The sequence below is a fragment of the Streptococcus sanguinis SK355 genome, from assembly GCF_000212855.1.
Classification (GTDB): Bacteria; Bacillota; Bacilli; order Lactobacillales; family Streptococcaceae; genus Streptococcus; species Streptococcus sanguinis_A.
The window spans coordinates 2,049,689-2,070,214 of the sequence record NZ_GL890993.1 but is presented as its reverse complement, the minus strand read 5'-3'; the positions used below and the strand labels follow the sequence as shown (position 1 = coordinate 2,070,214).

Genomic DNA, 20,526 nt, shown 5'->3' with positions numbered 1-20,526 from the left:
GATTCTTAATTCACAAAAATCTCGCTAGAGAATATAACTATTTACCAGAAAGAAAAATGAAATTTTTACTCAATCACTATAAGCAGTTCTCATACCTGCTAATTTGTTTTTTACTTTTAGATACAGTCGCTGTTACAACAGTCTTACTATTGGATGAAGGTCTAGATTTGAGGAACTATCCAGTTTTGTGGCTGGCTTTTCTGATGTTGCTCCCTCTTTTGTTTGGCTTGGGCAAGCTTTTGTCTCAGCTCTTCAGCAAAAGATTCTTTATATGGTCAGCTATTATTTACGCTCTCTATACGGGATTTTCTTACTTACTGACAGTAACGCAGCATGTCAATGATTTTGAGTTTAAAGCAGATCGAGTGTTTAGCAATCATTTTTGGCAGTTTAATTCCCTGCCTGGCTTGCTTTTGATTTTCTTATTTGCTTATATTTTTATTCATTTTCCAAAGCTTAAAAAACGCTTCCCAGGTAAGTTCTTGCAAGTTACTAAGAAAAATAGAGAGGTACTGGAAAATCTTTTTCTGTCTCAGCTCTTCCTATTTCTTGCTTTGATGGACGATAAGATGCCGGAATTGCTGCATCACCAGAGCTATTTAGTGAATTTCCTTGAGGAAGGCAAGTTGGAAATAACGCAGAACTTTATGCTAACTTTCCTCTGCCTTATCGCACTTATCTTTATCCTGCTTTCTTTCCCAAGCTTTCTAGCTGTTAAGGGATTGCGCGATCTCGCTCAGAATAAAGCCAGTGTTTCTGTTACTTTGGTACTAAGTGCATCATTTGCTCTTATATTTAATTATACTATCCAAAATAGTATCCGAGGAGATGTGGTTGTTTTAGAGAGGTATCTTTTCACTGGAGCCAGTCTCTTTCAAATCATTGTCTTTTTCATGATTTTTATGGCTCTTTACCTGATTTTCAATCGTTTTCTCCTGCCAACCATGCTGATAACAGCCTTAGTGGTGATTGCCACCATAGCTAGCAGTCTGAAATTCCAGTATCGCCAAGAGCCAATTTTGCCTAGCGATATGGTCTGGCTGAGAAATCCTAAGACTCTCTTTGATTTTCTCGGAGGCAATTATGGATTTTATGCTATCTTGGGACTGGCTGCTCTAGGCACTCTCTATTGGTATTTGCGCAAGAAAATCTTGCCAGGAAAGCTCATTACCGTTCTTAAATACCAGCTCCTCTTGCTAGTCCTGCCCCTGGTCTTTTTCTTGGGAGTCATGGATATATTTGCCACTAAAAAGAATGGCAAAATAGTAGAGAATATTCCAGTTATTTCGGTCTTAAATAATTACCATGACCTGACATGGATGGGAAATACTGTCAATTCACAGCTGCGCTCCCTTTCCTTTGTCTGGTTTTCACAGATGTCGGATACAACCATGACTGAGCCACGTGGCTATTCTAAAGCAAAGATTCAAGAGATAGAAAAGAAATACAAGGGGATTGCTGAAGCTATTAACAAAGAGCGCCAGAATAAAATCGAAGATCAAACGGTCATTTACCTCCTCAGTGAAAGTTTTTCTGACCCTGCTCGGGTTGACGGCGTTACTATGTCTGAGAATCCAATTCCTTATATTCAGGAAGTTAAAACTCGCACCACCAGTGGACTTATGAAGTCAGATGGTTATGGTGGAGGAACAGCCAACATGGAATTTCAGACCCTGACTGGTTTACCTTTTTATAATCTGTCTCCGTCTATTTCGGTTCTCTACACTGAAATTGTCCCGAGGATGAATAGATTCCCTTCCATTAGTGATGCTTATTCATCTAAGAATCGGACAGTAATCCATCTGGCCTCCCCTAGCAATTATGCCAGAAATGTCATTTACCAGGATTTGGGATTTGATACCTTTATTCACTATGGTACCAAAGGCTTGAAAGGTGATAATATAGGTGGTAATTACAGCGATCAAACGACTTATAATCAAGTCTTGGAGCATTTGAATGGCAAGCAGGGACAGTTTTTCTCTGTCATGACCATGCAGAACCACATGCCTTGGAGTGAGCCCAATCCTGTCTACATGTCTGCCAGCTATCCTGACTTTAGCAAGGAAGGGAACGAATCTCTTTCTAGCTATGTCAGAATGCTTTACCATACAGATCAGGCAACCAAGGAGTTTTTGGAGAAGCTTTCAAAGGTAGATAAAAAGGTAACAGTCGTCTTTTATGGCGATCATCTGCCAGGTCTCTATCCTCAGTCAGCCTTTAAAGAAGATCCAGAAAGCCAATATCTGACAGATTATTTTGTTTGGAGCAATTATGAAACTCCTAAACTCGATTATCCAAGAGTCAATTCTAGTGATTTCTCCGCTCTCTTACTGGAGCAGACAAATTCCAAAGTATCACCTTACTATGCTTTATTAACAGAAGTATTGCATAAGGCTAGTGTAGATAAAAAGGAATTGGACGAAGAAGCACAGGAAATAGCAGATGACTTGAAACTGATTGAGTATGATATGGTCAGAGGCAAGGGCTATTTGTCTGATAGCTTCTTTAAGACAGCAAAATCATAAATAAAAAAATAGAATAGGCAAGTCTACCTGTTCTATTTTTTCTTAATTTATGCTAAACTAATAGTATGGGGGTGTGAGCATGATAAAGATTTTCGGTAAGGTTCGCTATCACTGGCAGCCAGATGTAGCTATCCTGATAATATATTGGTCTTTATCAGTCATTCCGATTTTTGTTGGCCTGGCTTTGATGTATGAAAGCTCACGAGTGCCGACTCTTGTTCTGTTTTCTTTCTTCTTGTTCATGGTTTTGTTGGGAATGGGAGTTCATCGTTATTTTACCATTTATGACGATGGAACCTTGCGAATCATCACAGCTAATCCCTTTACTCCGATAAAGGTCAAGATTTCAGATATTGAAAAAGTCGAAGTGACTAAGACGTCAATTACCTTATATTTTAAAGGTCAGAGCCGCAGCCGGAGTTTTTGTATGCGCAAGTGGCCTAAGAAATATTTTGTCAATGCCCTAGCCCTGAATGAGCATTTTAAGGGCGAGGTAGAATTGGTGGATAATTTTACCCATATTGACTATTTTGAAGCTTACTATGGCAGTCAGTCCAAAAAATCTTAGTCTTTCAAAAGAGCTCGGGTTGGGCAGTTTTTAATGGCTTCCACGACATCGGGATCCTCAGCGATTTCCTTTTCTAGGAGCTGGTCGTCCTGGTGAAATTTGACGATGCCATTGTCATGATAGTCAAAAAGATCTGAGTAGGTTTGACAAAGCCCACAGGCAATGCACCGTTCGGGAATGAGTGTTACTTTCATACCCATATTGTAATAAGATTTTAAGAAAAACTCAAGGAGGAAGTCATGGAAAAAGAACCATGGGAAGAAGATGTATACGATAACGGAGAAGAAAAGTTGAAACGAACTAAGAAGTTTAGCGCCTTGAATGCAGACCGCTTGTTGACCATATTAACCATTATTTTCTGTATTTTAGTGGTTGCGGTGGTGTGCTTCTTGACCTATCTGTCTACTGGTGGAAGTAATAGACAGACCCAAATGGAAGGTTTCTACGGCACTTCAGCAGCAAGTTCCAGCAGTGAAGCATCTTCTACAGCAGAGCAGACAGCGGCAAATACCACAGAATCATCTGAAGGAACTCTGACTGTCCAGCCTGGCGAAGGTGAGGCAGCCATTGCGGCGCGTGCAGGTATTTCCATTGCCAAGCTTGAACAGCTTAACCCTTCTCATATGTCCACTGGTTCTTGGTATGCCAATCCAGGTGATGTTGTGAAGATTGAGTAGGAGCCAGCCATGAAACAGATTCAAATTGCGATTGATGGTCCAGCTTCCAGTGGAAAATCGACTGTTGCCAAGATTATTGCTAAGGATTTTGGCTATACTTATTTAGATACAGGAGCCATGTATCGGGCTGCAACCTATCTGGCTCTGCGCCATCATCTGACAGAAGCAGATGCCACTGAAATTGTAGACTTGCTTAATAATCATTCGGTCAGTTTTGGTCGAGCAGAAGATGGCGAGCAGCTAGTCTTTGTTGGCGATGTGGATGTGACTCACCCAATTCGGGAAAATGAAGTTACCAATAATGTTTCCTGGGTATCAGCCATTCCTCAGGTCCGTGAGAAGCTGGTGGCCTTGCAGCAGCAAATTGCAGCTCAGGGAGGGATTGTCATGGATGGCCGTGATATTGGAACGGTTGTCTTGCCTCAGGCTGAGCTCAAGATTTATTTGGTCGCTTCGGTTGATGAAAGAGCTGAGCGCCGTTATAAGGAAAATCTATCTAAAGGCATTCCTGCTGACTTGGAGAAACTGAAAGAAGAAATTGCAGAGCGGGACTATAAGGACAGTCACCGTGAGGTTTCGCCACTGAAACCGGCAGACGATGCCGTACATTTTGATACCACGGGTGTAGGTATTTCTGAAGTTGTTGCATTTATCGAAGAAAAAGCGAAAAAAATCATTGACAAATAAAATGAAACTTGGTATGATAGTAGAGTTGAGAAAAGCAGAAGTGAGAGCTTCTCGCCTTGCGACTAACGTTGTCTGGCTCTACAGGATTCAGTTTCAGTAATGAAATACTATCATGTAGTGCGGGTTTGCGTTAGCAGGTCCGCACTTGTTTTTCTCTAAAAATAAAAAAAGAGGTGAAAACCATAGCAAAACAAGACTTATTCATCAATGATGAAATTCGTGTGCGTGAAGTTCGCTTGATCGGTCTTGACGGCGAACAATTAGGTATTAAACCGCTGAGCGAAGCGCAGTCTCTTGCGGATGAAGCAAATGTCGATTTGGTCCTGATTCAGCCACAAGCTAAACCACCTGTTGCAAAAATTATGGACTATGGTAAGTTCAAATTTGAGTACCAGAAAAAACAAAAAGAACAACGCAAGAAACAAAGTGTTGTTACTGTGAAGGAAGTCCGTCTCAGTCCAACCATTGACAAGGGAGACTTTGACACTAAACTTCGCAACGCACGCAAGTTCCTTGAAAAAGGAAATAAAATAAAGGTATCTATCCGCTTCAAAGGCCGGATGATTACCCACAAAGAAATCGGGGCTAAAGTTTTAGCAGATTTTGCTGAAGCGACTCAAGATGTTGCTATCATTGAGCAAAAGCCTAAGATGGATGGACGTCAGATGTTCATGCAGATGGCGCCAATTCCTGACAAAAAATAGATTGTCAGAAAGATAGAAAAAGGAGAAAACATTATGCCAAAACAAAAAACACACCGCGCATCAGCTAAACGTTTCAAACGTACAGGTTCTGGTGGCTTGAAACGTTTCCGTGCTTACACTTCTCACCGTTTCCACGGAAAGACTAAGAAACAACGTCGTCATCTTCGCAAAGCAGGAATGGTGCATGCAGGAGATTTCAAGCGTATCAAAGCAATGCTTACAGGTCTGAAATAAGAGCTGCTGTAACGATTATCTAGGAAATATTGGAGGAAATATAAATGGCACGTGTTAAAGGTGGCGTTGTATCACGCAAACGCCGTAAACGTATTTTAAAATTAGCTAAAGGTTACTATGGAGCAAAACATATCTTGTTCCGTACTGCAAAAGAGCAAGTAATGAACTCTTACTACTATGCATACCGTGACCGTCGTCAGAAAAAACGTGATTTCCGCAAACTTTGGATCACTCGTATCAATGCGGCAGCTCGTTTGAATGGACTTTCATACTCACAATTGATGCATGGTTTGAAGTTGGCTGAGATTGAAGTTAACCGTAAAATGTTGGCTGACTTGGCTGTTAACGATGCAGCAGCTTTCACAGCTCTTGCAGATGCAGCTAAAGCTAAGCTTGGTAAATAATTAAAATAAGAACTGAGGATTTCCTTGGTTCTTTTTCCATAACTCTTAATGAAAAGTATGAAGAGAGAAACAGCCTGCCATGCCACTTATAGTATAGATAAAGGCATGTTGCTGATAAGATAGCTTTCATGATAAAGCTAGTTAAAAATAGGGATTTGCGATATAATAGAAAAAACAGACATTTATGTAAATAAAAAATCAGTAGAATGGAGAAATTATGTCAGAGAATCGTTTAGCTTGGGATCAGTATTTTGCGGCTCAGGCTCTCTTAATCGCTAATCGCTCAACCTGCAAACGAGCCAAAGTCGGCGCTGTCTTGGTCAAGGACAATAAGGTTATTTCAACTGGTTACAATGGCTCGGTTTCAGGGACTGAGCACTGTATTGACCACGAGTGTCTGGTTATTGACGGTCACTGCGTGCGAACCTTGCATGCTGAGGTCAATGCCATCTTGCAAGGAGCCGAGCGGGGGGTTCCCAAGGGCTTTACGGCTTATGTGACCCATTTTCCCTGTCTCAACTGTACCAAGCAATTGCTTCAGGTCGGCTGCAAACGGGTGGTCTATATCAACCAATATCGCATAGATGACTATGCTCAATATCTCTACAAGGAAAAAGAGGTGGAATTAGTTCATCTGCCGCTCGATGATGTCAAGAAGGCTATCGCTCAGACGGATTTGGTTTAGGCCGAGGAGTTTATACAAAGGGCATATATTTCTAAAAAACTAGGAGGAGAGCAATGTTACAAATTCAAAATTTGCAAAAAAGTTTTGGCTCCAAACAGGTCTTGTTTGGAATCAATTTTGAAGCAAAGTCAGGACAAATTTTAGGACTAATCGGAAAAAACGGAGCTGGGAAAACGACGATATTTCATAGTATCTTGCGTTTCCTTGACTATAGTGGAACTATTACCTTTGATGGTCAAGATATTGCCCAAGAGACCTATCGTAAAATAGGCTATTTGCCTGAAGAACGAAGTCTCATGCCTAAGCTAACGGTTTATGAGCAGGTACGCTATTTAGCAAACTTGAAAGGTGTTTCCAGTGCGGCAGTAAAGGAAAAACTTCCAGTCTGGATGGAGCGGCTTCAGGTTAAAGGAAAACTGACAGATAAGATTAAAAGCTTGTCCAAGGGAAATCAGCAGAAAGTTCAGTTGATTATTACCCTCTTGCATGAACCTGATTTGATTATCCTTGATGAGCCTTTCAGCGGCTTAGATCCTGTCAACACTGAGCTTTTAAAACAGGTTATTTTTGAAGAAAAGGAACGCGGAGCGACTATTATTTTTTCTGACCATGTTATGACCAATGTAGAGGAGTTATGTGATACTGTGGTGATGATTCGGGATGGTGAAGTTGTTGTCAATGGACCTGTCCAAGAAGTTCGTAACCAATATGGAAAGACACGTTTATTTGTTTCCAGTGAACATTCCCAAGCTGAGCTAGAAGGTTTACCACATGTAATCAAGGTTAGTCTCACTAAGAGGGGAATTTGGCGTTTAGTATTGGATGATGAATCGGCTGGTACTGAATTATTTACTTTATTAACCAAAGGAAAGTATATTACTACTTTTGACCAGCAGGCACCGACGATTGATGAGATCTTTAGAATAGAATCGGGGGTTGAAGTATGAAGCAAGTATGGATTGTAGCAAAAGAAACTTATTTACGTCATGTCAAATCATGGTCTTTTGTGCTAATGGTCTTGGCGCCTTTCCTTATGCTAGGTGTGAGCCTGGGAGTTGGGTATTTGCAGGGTGCATCTTCAGGCAATCAAGCAGATAAGATTGCTCTTGTATCTAGTGAAGCAGAGGTGCTAGATAGTTTTTCCATGGAAAATAATTTTACAAAAAGTTATAAGGATGAAGCAGGTGCTAAAAAGGCAATAAAGGAAGAGAAGATCCTTGGCTATGTCATAGTTAAGTTGGAAAATAATCAAATCAAGGCTACCTATCACGGTGAAGGCAACATGAAGCAGGAAGATAAGTTGTTCTTACTCCAAACGCTTAATCAGTTGCAGACAAACATTAATGTCAGTCAAGCTAATCTGTCGAAGGAACAAGTGACAGCTCTCAATCGAGCTCCTAAATTTACTGAAAAGATCAATGAAGCAAAAGAACAGAAGAAGGCATTTCAAAAAATAGGCTTTTTCTTGATTTCTATGATTATCTATATGATTTTACTGACTTATTCAGCTAGCACAGCTCAAGATATTGCCAATGAAAAAGGAACTAAGATTATGGAAGTCATTTTTTCTAGTATTAAGGCTTCGCAATATTTCTACGGTCGTTTGATTGGGATTTTGGGTGTGATTATGACCCACTTTGGAATTTATATATTGGGAGGATTGGCTTTGATTCTTTTTGGATCAAATATAGACTTTGTCAGAAACTTTATAGATGAGAGTCCAGAAATTCTTAATCAATTAGGCAGCATTTTCTCGCCTGCGACGATTGGTTTTGCGGTGCTTGGAGTCTGTGCTTATGTCGTTCTGTCAGCCTTTTGTGGCTCTCTTGTGGTTCGCATAGAAGATGCGCAAAAGGCAACGCAGCCAATTATTTTCCTTGTGATGATAGGGTTGTTTGGCTCGATGTCCTTGGGGCAAACAGATAGCTTTATCTTAAAGATTGGTTCTTACTTGCCTTTCTTGTCTACTTTCTTTATGCCACAGCGTCTGATTAACGGTTATGCTAGCAATATGGAAGCCCTGATTTCCTTTCTTGTCTTACTTGCATTTACTTTCGGCATGGCTTGGTATATTGGCCGCATTTATGCGGGCTTAATTCTTCAAACAGATGATATTGGATTTATAAAAAGTTTCAAGAAAGCCTTAACTCATAAATAATACGTATAAAAAATCTAAGGTTTAAACCTTGGGGAAAGTTATAGTTTCTGGCTATAACTTTTTCTATTTAAAAAATTCTGAATTTTTTAGCGAAAAGTGGTATAATGAAGAAGTTATATAGTCCCGATAAGGTGGTAGTTCTTTCTATCAGTACTTTGTAACTCTATAACAATTTATTTAAGGGGGGACATTTCTATGTCAGAACGTAAACTTTTCACGTCTGAGTCTGTATCGGAGGGGCATCCTGATAAGATTGCAGACCAAATTTCCGATGCTATTTTGGATGCTGTCTTAAGTCAGGATCCAGATGCCCATGTGGCTGCCGAAACAGCCGTTTATACAGGCTCGGTTCATGTTTTTGGTGAAATTTCGACCACAGCTTATGTAGATATTAACCGTGTGGTTCGTGATACCATTGCAGAGATTGGCTACACCAATACAGAGTATGGATTTTCAGCAGAGACGGTCGGTGTGCATCCGTCTTTGGTGGAGCAATCACCAGATATTGCTCAGGGTGTCAATGAAGCTCTGGAAGTTCGTGGGAATACAGACGACCAAGATCCATTGGACTTGATTGGCGCTGGAGACCAGGGGCTTATGTTTGGCTTTGCTGTGGATGAAACGCCAGAACTCATGCCTCTTCCTATCTCACTCAGCCACAAGCTGGTTCGTCGTTTGGCAGAGCTTCGCAAGTCTGGTGAAATCAGCTATCTTCGCCCTGATGCGAAGTCACAGGTGACCGTTGAGTATGATGAAAATGACCAACCTGTGCGCGTGGATACGGTAGTAATTTCAACCCAGCATGACCCAGAAGTGACCAATGAAGAGATTCATCGTGATGTGATTGAAAAGGTGATTAAAGCAGTCATCCCAGCCCAATATTTGGATGAGAAGACAAAATTCTTCATCAATCCAACCGGCCGTTTTGTAATTGGCGGTCCGCAAGGGGATTCTGGCTTGACTGGCCGCAAGATTATTGTGGATACTTACGGTGGTTATGCTCGTCACGGCGGCGGCGCCTTCTCTGGTAAGGATGCAACCAAGGTTGACCGCTCAGCTTCATACGCAGCTCGTTACATCGCTAAAAACATTGTTGCTGCAGGACTGGCCAAGAAAGCAGAAGTGCAGCTAGCCTATGCTATTGGTGTGGCTCAGCCGGTTTCTGTACGCATCGATACTTTTGGTACTGGAGCAGTTGCAGAAAGCAAATTGCAAGAAGCAGTTCGTCAGATTTTTGATCTGCGTCCAGCCGGTATCATTCAAATGCTGGATCTGAAACGCCCAATCTATCGTCAAACAGCAGCTTATGGCCACATGGGTAGGACAGACATTGACCTGCCTTGGGAAAAGTTGGATAAGGTAGAGGCTTTGAAAGCAGCAGTGCAGTAAGAAGACAGTTCTCAATCGTAATGATTGGGAACTTTTCTATTTTTTAAAGAAAAATTCATTTCTATACAGGCAACTTTTAAAAGGCAAGCAGTCTAGCCTCGCGCTTCTTTCATTTTTTGCAATACTGTTTTTTCTGAAAGAACTGTTGAAAAAGCCATTTTCCCTGTTTCATTTTAATTTCAATTGTCTTATTTATCTAAAAGTATAGGAAATTTCCCGAATCTGTGGTATAATAAATGGCAATACCTTGAAAGAGCTTTATTTTAAACATGAAAAAAATTGTAATACATGGTGGTCGCCCCTTAAAAGGAGAGGTGACTATTAATGGTGCTAAAAACAGTGTCGTTGCCTTGATTCCGGCTGTGATTCTGGCGGATGATATTGTAACGTTGGATGGCGTTCCAGATATTTCGGATGTGGATAGTCTGATTGATATTATGATTGCTATGGGAGCTAGTGTTACTCGCTCTGAGGACAGTCTGACGATTGATCCGCGAGGTATCCAAAACGTCCCTATGCCTTATGGAAAGATCAACAGTCTAAGAGCTTCCTATTATTTCTATGGCAGCTTGCTTGGTCGCTATGGTGAAGCAACGGTAGGTCTGCCTGGTGGCTGTGACTTGGGGCCGCGTCCTATTGACTTGCATCTCAAGGCTTTTGAAGCCATGGGGGCTAAGATGACCATGGACGGCAACTACATGAACCTATCCACAGGAGGTCAGCAGCTGAAAGGCGCTAGCATTTATATGGATACGGTCAGCGTGGGTGCTACCATCAATACTATGTTAGCTGCTGTCAAGGCCAAAGGTCGGACTATTATTGAAAATGCAGCGCGGGAGCCAGAAATCATTGATGTGGCAACTCTCTTGAACAATATGGGAGCGCACATCCGTGGAGCAGGAACTGATATTATTACGATTGAGGGGGTTCCACACCTTCATGGAACTCGTCATCAAGTAATTCCTGACCGTATCGAGGCAGGAACTTATATCGCCCTTGCTGCGGCTATTGGTCAGGGAATTCAGATTAATAATGTCCTTTATGAGCATTTAGAGAGTTTTATTGCCAAGCTTGAGGAAATGGGTGTTCGGATGACGGTTTCTGAAGACAGCATTTTTGTCGAAGAGCAGCAAACTCTGAGAGCTATAAACATTAAAACTTCTCCTTACCCAGGCTTTGCAACTGACCTACAACAGCCTATTACCCCACTCTTGCTGACGGCTAATGGCCACGGTAAAATCACGGACACGATCTATGAGAAGCGGGTTAACCATGTGGCAGAGCTGGCTAAGATGGCAGGCAAGATTTCGACCAGTAGCGACCAGATTGTCTATGAGGGACCAAATCAACTGCAGGGAGCTCAGGTCAAGGCGACCGATTTACGAGCAGGAGCTGCTTTGGTTATTGCAGGTTTGATGGCTCAAGGAAAGACAGAAATTACTAATATTGAGTTTATCCTGCGCGGCTATTCTAATATTATTGAAAAATTAACAAGTCTGGGTGCAGATATCCAGTTGATAGAAGAATAAGCGTTTTTCGCTTATTTTTTGTAGAGGTAGCAGATGAATTTGTGGACACATTTGGCAGCCTGCTCATTTATTGAGACAGAGCATGCTTTTTTGCGGCCAATTGTATTTGAAGATGCAGGAGCCCTATATAAGATTGCGTCCAATCCGGAAAATACTCAGTTCATTTTTCCGACAGAAGCAAGCCTAGAGGAAAGTGAATACGTCATTGCCAATTTCTTTATGAAAAATCCTCTGGGGATTTGGGCTATTTGTCACAAGGAAACGCAGGAAATGATTGGCTCTGTCAAGTTTGAAAAGATGGACGAGATTAAGAAAGAAGCTGAATTAGGCTATTTTCTGCGGCAAGACTACTGGGGACAAGGGCTGATGACAGAAATTGTTCGGGAAATTGCTTTTCTATCTTTTACCCGCTTTGACTTCAAACGACTTAGTATTATCACTCATGCAGAGAACCTAGCTAGTCAAAAGGTAGCTCAAAAATCTGGCTTCAGTCTCTACCGGCAGTTTAAAGGGAGCGATCGGTACACGAGGAAGATGAGAGATTATTTGGAGTACCGTTATGAGAGAGGAGATTTTAATGAGTAAGCATCAGGAAATTTTAACCTATCTTGAAAATCTTCCAATCGGCAAGAGGGTCAGTGTTCGCAGTATTTCAAACTTTCTGGGAGTTAGTGATGGGACGGCCTATCGAGCTATCAAGGAAGCGGAGAACCGCGGTATTGTTGAGACTAGGCCTCGGAGTGGTACGGTTCGGGTTAAGTCCAAGAAAGTGGTCTTGGAGCACCTGACATACAAGGAAATCGTTGATATTACTGGCTCAGAAGTATTGGCTGGAGAAGATGGTCTAGAAAAAGAATTCAATAAATTTTCTATCGGAGCCATGACGGAGCAGAATATTCTGCGCTATCTGACAGAGGGGGGGCTCCTGATTGTCGGAGACCGGACGAAAATTCAGCTCTTGGCTCTGGAAAATGAGAATGCGGTGCTGGTAACTGGAGGCTTTGAAGTCAGCTCGGAAGTTCTGAAGATGGCTAATTTGCTTAATATACCGGTTCTCAGGACCAAGCACGATACCTACACTGTTGCAACCATGATTAATCGGGCCCTGTCTAATATGCAGATCAAGACCGATATTTTAACAGTGGAGCAGGTCTATCGCTCTAGCCACGAGTACGGCTTCTTGCATGATACTGATACTGTTCGTGACTATCTGGACTTGGTTCGTCGCAATCGTGCCAGCCGGTTTCCGGTTATCAACCAGCAGCAGATGCTGGTGGGAGTAGTAACCATGCGGGATGCAGGTGATAAGTCCCCTCTGACAACCTTGGACAAGGTCATGACGAAAAATGTCTTTATGACAGGCTTATCTGCTAATATTGCCAATATCAGCCAGCGTATGATTGCAGAAGATTTTGAAATGATACCAGTAGTGCGCAGTAATCAGACCTTGCTGGGTGTGATTACGCGGCGGGACATTATGGAAAAAATGAGCCGTTCTCAGATTTCCAGCCTTCCGACTTTCAGTGAGCAGGTGGGACAGAAGATTAGCCGTCAGGATGATTTGTTCTCCTTTACCGTTGAGCCTTTTATGCTGGAGCAAAATGGTGTGTTGGCCAACGGTGTGCTGACAGAAATTTTGACTCGGATTACCCAGCAGCTCATGGTCAACAGCGGCCGCAGCTTGATTATCGACCAGCTGATGATTTATTTCTTTCAAGCGGTCCAGATTGATGACCTGCTGCATATTCAGCCGCGCATTATCCGTCAAACTAGGCGGACAGCTATTATTGACTTTGAGATGTATCTGGAAGCGATGCTGGTTGCCAAAGCCACGATTACAGTGAAAATTAATTAAGAAGAGGAAATTAGAGAAAGAATGATTACTTTAAAATCACAGCGTGAAATTGACTTGATGGACAAGAGTGGAGATTTTCTGGCTTCGGTCCATATCGGTTTGAGAGATTTGATTAAGCCAGGTATTGACATGTGGGACATCGAAGAGTATGTCCGCAAGCGTTGTAAAGAAGACAATGCGTTGCCTCTGCAAATTGGTGTTGAAGGTTCTGTCATGGACTATCCTTATGCGACTTGCTGCTCTCTTAATGACGAGGTAGCCCATGCCTTTCCCCGTCATCAGAAGCTGGTAGAAGGTGATGTCATCAGCGTTGATATGGTGGTTGGCTTGATCGATAAGGCAGAGCTGGATGTGTCCAAGCTAGATTTTGACAATGTAGCACAGATGAAGCAGCACACAGAGAGCTTCCGGGGCGGCGTGGCAGATTCTTGCTGGACTTATGCCGTAGGAAAAGTTAGTCCTGAGGCTCAGCAGCTGATGGATGTGACCAAGGAATGTCTCTATCGTGGAATTGCGGCAGCTAAGGTTGGCAATCGTATCGGCGACATTGGCGCAGCTATTCAGGAATATGCTGAAAGTCATGGCTATGGCGTTGTGCGGGATCTGGTCGGTCACGGTGTTGGGCCAACCATGCATGAGGAGCCAATGGTACCGCATTATGGTCGAGCAGGACGTGGCTTGCGCTTGCGTGAGGGAATGGTTCTGACTATCGAGCCCATGATCAATACAGGTACCTGGGAAATTGATACGGACTTTGAGACCGGCTGGGCACATAAAACGCTGGATGGCGGCTTGTCTTGTCAGTATGAGCATCAGTTTGTCATTACAAAAGATGGTCCTGTCATTCTGACCAGCCAGGGAGAAGAAGGGACTTATTAGAAATCAAAGGCTGGGCAGTTGTCTCAGCTTTTTTGAAGGAGAAGAGAGTGAAGAAATTATTTGGTAAGGTTCGGAACAATCAGTTTTTAAGAGAATTTTTCCGTTTTTATAAAGAGTCAGATAGTGAGCTGAGCAGCGTTGCAGTTGCTTATTATTGGCTGATTTCCGTTTTTCCTTTGCTCTTGATTGTCGTCAATATTCTGCCTTATTTCCATATTCCAATTGCGGATTTTCTGACAGCCATCAAGGACATGCTGCCAGAGACTTTATATGATGTTGTAGCAAAAGTCATGCGTGAAGTGCTGACCCAGCCTTCGACTGGTCTGCTGAGCTTCTCAGTCTTGTCGGCTCTTTGGACTTTTTCCAAGTCCATGAATTTCCTACAGATTGCATTTAACAAAGCCTATGGGGTAGCCAAGAGTCGGGGGCTGATTTCTCATCGCGTCATGAGTCTCTTTGTGAGTTTAGGTCTGCAGATTCTCTTTGCCTTGGCCCTCTTTCTGACCATGTTCGGCCATATGTCGCTGGATTTTCTCCGTACTTACTGGAAACTAGATAGTCAGCTTTATCAGCACTTGCAGAATTTTACGGAGCCATTGATTTACGCCTTACTCTTTGCGGTTTTGGTCATGTTCTATTATTTCCTGCCCAATGTGAAAATCAACAAAAAACGCTATGTTTTGCCAGGCAGCGCCTTTGTGCTCCTGACTATTCTTGCCTTGCTGAACATCTTTTCCGTCTACATGGATAATTATTTAAATCACCTAGTTGATGTTCGATTTTTCAGCTCCATCATTATGGTTGTGATGATGTTTTGGTTTATCATGATTGCTAAAATTTTGATTGTTGGCGCAGTGCTTAATGCCAGTATCCAGAGCTGCTGTGAGTCAGGGTTTCAAGTTGAAAGTACAGGACGTTTTACTTTCAAGAATCAGCTGGTGAAAGAAAAACAGTAGGATAGATACATAAAAAACTAAATTTTCCTAGTCATTACGTCTAAAAAATGAAAGGAGAAGAAAACTATGCCTACTTTAAAAACTGCAAAACAATTAGCAGTATCTCCAAATAAAGAACTTGTTTCTATGCTCCTATCTCAAAAACTACCTCTACTTAAGAGAGCAGCCAAGCAAATTAGACGCCAACGTATAGAAGTCCTGGATCAAGCATTAGCTGAAGCTCTGGACTTTGTTATGACTAAACCAAGGTTTTGGGAAGCTCAGAATGAGTTGATTTTAGCAATTGCAGCTACGGAATGTACTAGCCTACTGCCTTATTTGGAGGAATTAGTTCATGGAAATTACTCAGTGACTGTTCTCTATCGAAGCTTGGCTTTAGCTATTGTATATTTACAAAATAAAGACAAGAAAGAGTTGAGCTATGTATACTCTATCTTAGAAAGTGGCAACCAGAACTTATTTGCTGGTACTTTGCTAGGCTTGAATCAAAGAGAAGTTGTACTCAATCATGAGGAAGTTCAAGACTTCTATACTGCAGCTAAATGTGAAGTTTACTTAGAAAAATTCAGACAGGTCATTTCTCCAATTCAGGTCCTAGTATCAATGGCTTACCTGTTTGAGGACAAGGATTGACAAGAACTGATTAGCTACTGTCAAGAATTGAATTCTGCATTTTTTTCTAGTATCATTACTTATCTTAATAAGAATAAGAAGATTCCTTACTTGTAAGGATTTTGATATAGATTTCTTAAAGAGGATTTTCCTCTTTTTATTTTTTTAGTAATTTTATTGCATTTGCAATAAAATGTGATATAATAGTTTCAAATAAAAGTTTAAAGGAGGGGATATGTCAGTATTGCGGGAAATTGGGATTATTGCCCGAGCTTTGGATTCCATTGCGAATATTGAGTTTCGTGATATTGACCTTGCGCGGGGGCAATATCTTTATCTGGTGCGAATCGCGGAGAATCCAGGAATTATCCAAGAGGAGCTATCGGAGCTGCTCAAGGTGGATCGCTCAACGGTTGCCCGTTCTGTAAAGAAGCTAGAGGCCAAGGGCTTGGTGCAGCAGAAAGCAGCCAAGGACAACAAGAAGAACAAGGAATGGTTTGTGACGAAAAAAGGGGAAACACTTTATCCTTTTATCCTAGCGGAGAATGACTATTCTGAAGAGACATCCCTGCAGGGCTTTTCTCAGGCAGAAGTTCAAGCCTTGGAGGAAATGCTGGTACGAGTGCGTGAAAACATCACAGGTGACTGGGAAGCAGTCAAAAAAGGACAAAAAAGAAATTATTAAGATTAAAGAGGTGTATCATGAAAGTTACAGTTGAAGATGAGTTTTGGCAAGTATTTCCGAAAGCTCAGATTAGTATTTTAGTGGTCAAAGGGCTTGATAATAGTGTGGATGAAAGTAAGGATCCATATTTCAAATCCCTGCTGGATAAGGGATCAAAGCGAGCTGAGGACTTTATCCCAGACGAGAACTTCACTCAAAATGAAGTTATTCAGGAGTGGCGGCAGGCTTTCAGCAAATTCAAGACCAAAAAAGGAGCGCGCTCCTCTATCGAAGCCCTGCTCAAGCGGGTTAGTCAGGGGCGGGAACTTCATCCAATCAATCCTTTGGTCGATATCTACAACAGTGTCTCGCTGTCTTATGCGGTTCCATGTGGAGGTGAGGATTTGGATAAGATTGTCGGAGGTCTTCATTTAGGAAAAGCCAAGGGAGGGGAAGCCTTTTTCCCGCTGGGAGCTGAGAGTGACGCACCAGCACTGCCAGAAGAAATCATCTACTATGATGAAGAGGGAGCTGTCTGCCGTTGTCTTAACTGGAGAGAAGCCCAGCGTACCATGCTGACAGAGGAGACTAAGGACGCCATCTTGGTCATTGAGTCCATTAATGAAGAGCAAGCATCACGCGCCCAAGCAGCCATGACAGAACTCCAGACTCTGATTGAGGACTATTTTGGTGTCAAAGGTGAAATCACTCATCTGACTGCTGAAAATCCAAGCATGGAAATCTAAGAATGAAAAAATCTGGACAAGATAATTCTGGTCCAGATTTGATATGTTGAGGCTGAAGCACCATAGCCAATTAGTTTTTCTTGTTTTCAAAGATAAAGACTTTACTGAAAACATAGTTGAGGACAATGATAAGCACTTGAGAGAAAAGGGACTCTATCGAGTTGATAAGGTTGCGTTCATTGTTGACAAATTGCCCGATAATATTAGGATAAGTATCTACTAATAATTTTGCAAGAACAATATCCAGCAAAAGAGTGCCAGAACGAGCCAGAGCAAATTTAAAAAGTCGTTTTTGCCAACCTTTGCGCTGCTGTTTAAAGACAATGGTATCATTTGTGATAAAAGCAAAAAGTACTGCTGTGACATTAGCAGTAATGGTCGCAAATAATGTCTGTCCTGTAAGAGCGAAGATAAGGAGACGAGTAGTCATATAAACAAGTGTAGCTGCCACACCAAAGAAGAGATAAGACAGAACCTCATTGTCAAAGAATTTTTTGATTAAAGTTTTCATAAAGATAGTCTATCATATTTCTAGGATTTATGCTATACTAGTTGGGTTGCCAAATCTGTGGGGGAATCAACTAATGATGCTCCTCTCATGTGACGCAACCCTTGGCGCTTAACTTCTTTCGCCAAGCATATTACACGCGGTAAAGCCGCTAAAGGAGAAAACATGAAACAAGAACAACTGAGAGTTCGTGACTTGGCTCAGATTGCCATTGTTGCTGCCATTTACGTAGCTCTAACGATTACGCCCCCTTTAAATGCTATAAGCTATGGTGCTTACCAGTTCAGAATTTCTGAAATGATGAACTTTATGGCCTTTTATAATCGGAAGTATATCATGGGAGTGACCATTGGCTGTATGATTGCCAATCTCTATAGTTTTGGAATCGTTGATGTCTTTGTCGGTGGCGGGTCCACTTTAGTCTTCCTGTCATTGGGTGTCTACCTTTTCAGTCGCTATAAGAATCAATATCTGATTAAAGGCTTGATTCGTTTGGATCATTTCTATTTTGCAGTATTCTTTTCTATTTCGATGGTGACCATTGCTGCAGAATTACACTTCTTGCAAGGTCTGCCATTCTTCCTGACTTGGTTTACAACAGCCATTGGAGAATTTGCTTCCTTGATTGCTGGAGCTATCCTTATTAACCAGATTGCGAAAAGGATTGATTTGACAAAATAAGACAGCAGAGAGCGGAATTTCCGCTCTTTTTATGTCCTTTTGCTTTTTAGGAAGAATTGGGAACAAATAGAGGAAGATTTTGTGTATTTGTGATAAAATAGAAGTATGAAAGAAAGAATGTCAGAATTAGTAAAATTGCTCAACCGATATGCTCATGAATATTATACGGCAGACAGGCCAAGCGTGTCGGACAGCGAGTATGACAGACTCTATCGTGAGTTAGCGGAGTTAGAAGAAAAGTACCCAACCGATATCCTGCCTGACAGTCCGACACATCGGGTGGGAGGGAAGATTTTAGAAGGATTTGAAAAATATCCACACCAGTATCCTCTCTTTAGTTTGCAGGATGCTTTTTCACGTGAAGAATTAATAGTCTTTGACCAGAGGATTCGCAAGGAATTTCCTCAGGTCTCTTATCTTTGTGAGCTCAAGATTGACGGGCTCTCTATTTCCCTGACCTATGAAAAGGGAATCTTGGTAGCGGGAGCGACTCGGGGGGATGGCTCTGTTGGAGAAAACATCACTGAAAATCTCAAGCGGGTCAAGGATATTCCTCTGACATTGAAAGAACCGCTGGACATTACGGTTCGCGGAGAGTGCTATATGCCCAAGGCTTCCTTTGATGCGGTTAATCAGCTTCGGCAGGAGAATGGTGAGCCTGAGTTTGCCAATCCCCGAAATGCGGCAGCAGGAACCTTGCGGCAGTTGGACACAGCAGTTGTGGCCAAGCGCAATCTAGCAACCTTTCTCTACCAAGAAGCCAGTCCGACTCAGGTTGGCAGCCAAGAAGAAGTCTTAAACAAGCTGGCAGATTTGGACTTCTCAGTCAATCCTACTCGTATTCTGGCGGACTCTATCCAAGCAGTTTGGGAGTTTATCGAAAAGATTGCTCAGGAGCGTGACAGTCTGCCTTATGAGATTGACGGTATTGTCATCAAGGTTAATGACTTGGCGGTGCAAGAAGAGCTTGGCTTTACTGTCAAGGCACCTAAGTGGGCTATCGCCTATAAGTTTCCAGCTGAGGAAAAGGAAGCCCAGCTTCTGTCTGTTGACTGGACAGTGGGTCGGACGGGAGTTGTGACTCCGACGGCTAATCTGACGCCGGTGCAGCTAGCGGGAACGACTGTCAGTCGAGCAACTTTACACAATGTGGACTATATTGCGGAGAAGGATATTCGTCAGAAAGACACCGTTATCGTCTATAAAGCGGGAGATATTATTCCTGCTGTCTTGCGAGTGGTTGAGTCCAAGCGTGTCTCAGAGGAACCTCTGGAAATACCAAGTTACTGTCCGAGCTGTGAGAGTGAGTTAGTGCACTTTGAAGATGAAGTCGCTCTGCGCTGCATTAACCCACTCTGTCCAGCCCAGATCAAGGAGGGCTTGATTCACTTTGCCAGCCGGGATGCCATGAATATTACTGGCCTTGGTCCAGCAGTGGTAGAGAAGCTCTTTGCTCAAAATCTAGTCAAGGATGTGGCTGGAATCTATCGGCTGACGGTAGAAAATTTACTAGAACTAGAGAACTTTAAGGAAAAATCAGCAAATAAATTGTATACTGCTATTCAAGCTTCCAAGGAGAACTCGGCCGAACGTCTCTTGTTCGGCTTGGGGATTCGCCATGTGGGAAGCAAGGCCAGTCGGATTTTGCTGGAGAAATTCCATGATATTCCTAAGCTGTCTCAGGCCAGCCAAGAAGAGATTGCGGCTATTGACAGTCTTGGAACTGTGATTGCCCAAAGTCTGCATACCTATTTTGAGCAGGAAGGCTCTCAGATTCTTTTGGCGGAGCTGCAGGAAGCAGGTGTGAATCTAGACTATCTGGGACAAAAGGCAGCGGCTGATGCAGCCCTATCAGGTATGACGGTTGTTTTGACTGGTAAATTACAAAAATTGACACGCAATCAAGCTAAAGAAAAATTGCAGAGTTTGGGTGCTAATGTTTCTGGATCTGTTTCTAAAAAAACAGATCTGGTAGTGACTGGCCAAGATGCTGGCAGCAAGCTGGCCAAGGCTCAGGAGTTAGGAATTGAAATTCGGGATGAAGATTGGCTTGATAGCTTATGAG

Annotated in this window: 23 protein-coding genes, 1 riboswitch and 1 other annotated feature; of the genes, 21 read left to right on the top strand and 2 right to left on the bottom strand. The window is 42.3% G+C overall.

The window, feature by feature from the left end; genetic code table 11:
• The first annotated feature begins 56 nt into the window (after positions 1-56).
• Together HMPREF9389_RS01465 and HMPREF9389_RS01470 are read left to right on the top strand one after the other, a co-directional pair.
• Positions 57-2,525, top strand: coding sequence for an LTA synthase family protein (locus HMPREF9389_RS01465; RefSeq protein WP_032906610.1), 2,469 nt, complete (start codon positions 57-59; stop codon positions 2,523-2,525).
• Positions 2,526-2,604: 79 nt separating this feature from the next.
• Positions 2,605-3,093, top strand: coding sequence for an EbsA family protein (locus tag HMPREF9389_RS01470; RefSeq protein ID WP_002895031.1), 489 nt, complete (start codon positions 2,605-2,607; stop codon positions 3,091-3,093).
• On the opposite strand, the gene HMPREF9389_RS01475 is transcribed toward HMPREF9389_RS01470, so the two are convergent.
• The gene (locus HMPREF9389_RS01475) at positions 3,090-3,287 is read right to left on the bottom strand and encodes a ferredoxin (protein WP_328262053.1); all 198 of its coding nucleotides are present in this window, start codon (positions 3,285-3,287) and stop codon (positions 3,090-3,092) included. The genes HMPREF9389_RS01470 and HMPREF9389_RS01475 overlap by 4 nt on opposite strands.
• Before the next feature lie 45 nt (positions 3,288-3,332).
• Here HMPREF9389_RS01475 and HMPREF9389_RS01480 point away from each other — a divergent pair, with 45 nt between their 5' ends.
• The 17 genes from HMPREF9389_RS01480 (at position 3,333) to HMPREF9389_RS01560 (ending at position 17,272) form a co-directional block, all read left to right on the top strand.
• Entirely contained in the window at positions 3,333-3,770 is a 438-nt protein-coding gene (locus HMPREF9389_RS01480) for an SAG1386/EF1546 family surface-associated protein (protein WP_002930952.1), read from the top strand.
• Between the two features lie 9 nt (positions 3,771-3,779).
• Positions 3,780-4,457: a (d)CMP kinase gene (gene cmk, locus HMPREF9389_RS01485; protein ID WP_002930946.1), complete on the top strand. Its 678-nt coding sequence runs from the start codon at positions 3,780-3,782 to the stop codon at positions 4,455-4,457.
• Between the two features lie 26 nt (positions 4,458-4,483).
• Positions 4,484-4,614 (top strand) — a sequence feature (ribosomal protein L20 leader region).
• Positions 4,615-4,630: 16 nt separating this feature from the next.
• Entirely contained in the window at positions 4,631-5,161 is a 531-nt protein-coding gene (infC, locus tag HMPREF9389_RS01490; protein WP_002895037.1) for a translation initiation factor IF-3, read from the top strand.
• A gap of 33 nt (positions 5,162-5,194) precedes the next feature.
• Entirely contained in the window at positions 5,195-5,395 is a 201-nt protein-coding gene (rpmI, locus tag HMPREF9389_RS01495) for a 50S ribosomal protein L35 (RefSeq protein WP_002895038.1), read from the top strand.
• Positions 5,396-5,439: 44 nt separating this feature from the next.
• Positions 5,440-5,799: a 50S ribosomal protein L20 gene (gene rplT / locus HMPREF9389_RS01500; RefSeq protein ID WP_000124830.1), complete on the top strand. Its 360-nt coding sequence runs from the start codon at positions 5,440-5,442 to the stop codon at positions 5,797-5,799.
• A 217-nt stretch (positions 5,800-6,016) separates the two neighbouring features.
• Positions 6,017-6,484, top strand: a complete 468-nt coding sequence (locus HMPREF9389_RS01505) for a deoxycytidylate deaminase (protein ID WP_002895042.1) — start codon at positions 6,017-6,019, stop codon at positions 6,482-6,484.
• 53 nt (positions 6,485-6,537) lie between these two features.
• A complete protein-coding gene (locus HMPREF9389_RS01510; RefSeq protein ID WP_002930944.1) occupies positions 6,538-7,431 on the top strand; it encodes an ABC transporter ATP-binding protein in 894 nt (297 codons plus the stop codon).
• Complete coding sequence (locus tag HMPREF9389_RS01515) at positions 7,428-8,642, top strand: ABC transporter permease (RefSeq protein ID WP_002930942.1); 1,215 nt, start codon at positions 7,428-7,430, stop codon at positions 8,640-8,642. The genes HMPREF9389_RS01510 and HMPREF9389_RS01515 overlap by 4 nt, the downstream gene beginning before the upstream one ends.
• Before the next feature lie 195 nt (positions 8,643-8,837).
• Positions 8,838-10,031, top strand: a complete 1,194-nt coding sequence (metK, locus tag HMPREF9389_RS01520) for a methionine adenosyltransferase (protein ID WP_002930941.1) — start codon at positions 8,838-8,840, stop codon at positions 10,029-10,031.
• Between the two features lie 269 nt (positions 10,032-10,300).
• Positions 10,301-11,560 (top strand): UDP-N-acetylglucosamine 1-carboxyvinyltransferase, encoded by a 1,260-nt coding sequence (locus HMPREF9389_RS01525; RefSeq protein WP_002918752.1) that lies wholly within the window; start codon positions 10,301-10,303, stop codon positions 11,558-11,560.
• 33 nt (positions 11,561-11,593) lie between these two features.
• On the top strand, positions 11,594-12,145 hold the full coding sequence (locus tag HMPREF9389_RS01530; protein ID WP_002897261.1) for a GNAT family N-acetyltransferase: 552 nt from the start codon (positions 11,594-11,596) through the stop codon (positions 12,143-12,145).
• Entirely contained in the window at positions 12,138-13,415 is a 1,278-nt protein-coding gene (gene spxR / locus HMPREF9389_RS01535) for a CBS-HotDog domain-containing transcription factor SpxR (RefSeq protein WP_032906606.1), read from the top strand. The genes HMPREF9389_RS01530 and spxR overlap by 8 nt, the downstream gene beginning before the upstream one ends.
• A 21-nt stretch (positions 13,416-13,436) precedes the next feature.
• Positions 13,437-14,294, top strand: a complete 858-nt coding sequence (locus HMPREF9389_RS01540) for a methionyl aminopeptidase (RefSeq protein WP_002930939.1) — start codon at positions 13,437-13,439, stop codon at positions 14,292-14,294.
• A gap of 32 nt (positions 14,295-14,326) precedes the next feature.
• The gene (locus HMPREF9389_RS01545; RefSeq protein ID WP_002930937.1) at positions 14,327-15,250 is read left to right on the top strand and encodes a YihY/virulence factor BrkB family protein; all 924 of its coding nucleotides are present in this window, start codon (positions 14,327-14,329) and stop codon (positions 15,248-15,250) included.
• Positions 15,251-15,316: 66 nt separating this feature from the next.
• Complete coding sequence (locus tag HMPREF9389_RS01550; protein WP_002930936.1) at positions 15,317-15,883, top strand: hypothetical protein; 567 nt, start codon at positions 15,317-15,319, stop codon at positions 15,881-15,883.
• Between the two features lie 214 nt (positions 15,884-16,097).
• Positions 16,098-16,547 carry a MarR family winged helix-turn-helix transcriptional regulator gene (locus HMPREF9389_RS01555; RefSeq protein WP_002930935.1) on the top strand — a complete coding sequence of 150 codons (450 nt, stop codon included), beginning with the start codon at positions 16,098-16,100 and terminating at the stop codon, positions 16,545-16,547.
• A gap of 17 nt (positions 16,548-16,564) precedes the next feature.
• Positions 16,565-17,272 (top strand): B3/4 domain-containing protein, encoded by a 708-nt coding sequence (locus HMPREF9389_RS01560; protein WP_002930933.1) that lies wholly within the window; start codon positions 16,565-16,567, stop codon positions 17,270-17,272.
• Positions 17,273-17,342: 70 nt separating this feature from the next.
• Here HMPREF9389_RS01560 and HMPREF9389_RS01565 read toward each other — a convergent pair whose 3' ends face one another.
• On the bottom strand, positions 17,343-17,783 hold the full coding sequence (locus HMPREF9389_RS01565; RefSeq protein ID WP_002930931.1) for a GtrA family protein: 441 nt from the start codon (positions 17,781-17,783) through the stop codon (positions 17,343-17,345).
• A 28-nt stretch (positions 17,784-17,811) separates the two neighbouring features.
• Positions 17,812-17,948: riboswitch (PreQ1 riboswitch) on the top strand.
• Here HMPREF9389_RS01565 and HMPREF9389_RS01570 point away from each other — a divergent pair.
• Positions 17,946-18,461: a QueT transporter family protein gene (locus tag HMPREF9389_RS01570; RefSeq protein WP_002930929.1), complete on the top strand. Its 516-nt coding sequence runs from the start codon at positions 17,946-17,948 to the stop codon at positions 18,459-18,461. It overlaps the preceding riboswitch by 3 nt.
• A 105-nt stretch (positions 18,462-18,566) precedes the next feature.
• The gene (gene ligA / locus HMPREF9389_RS01575; RefSeq protein WP_002930928.1) at positions 18,567-20,525 is read left to right on the top strand and encodes an NAD-dependent DNA ligase LigA; all 1,959 of its coding nucleotides are present in this window, start codon (positions 18,567-18,569) and stop codon (positions 20,523-20,525) included.
• Position 20,526 lies beyond the last annotated feature (1 nt).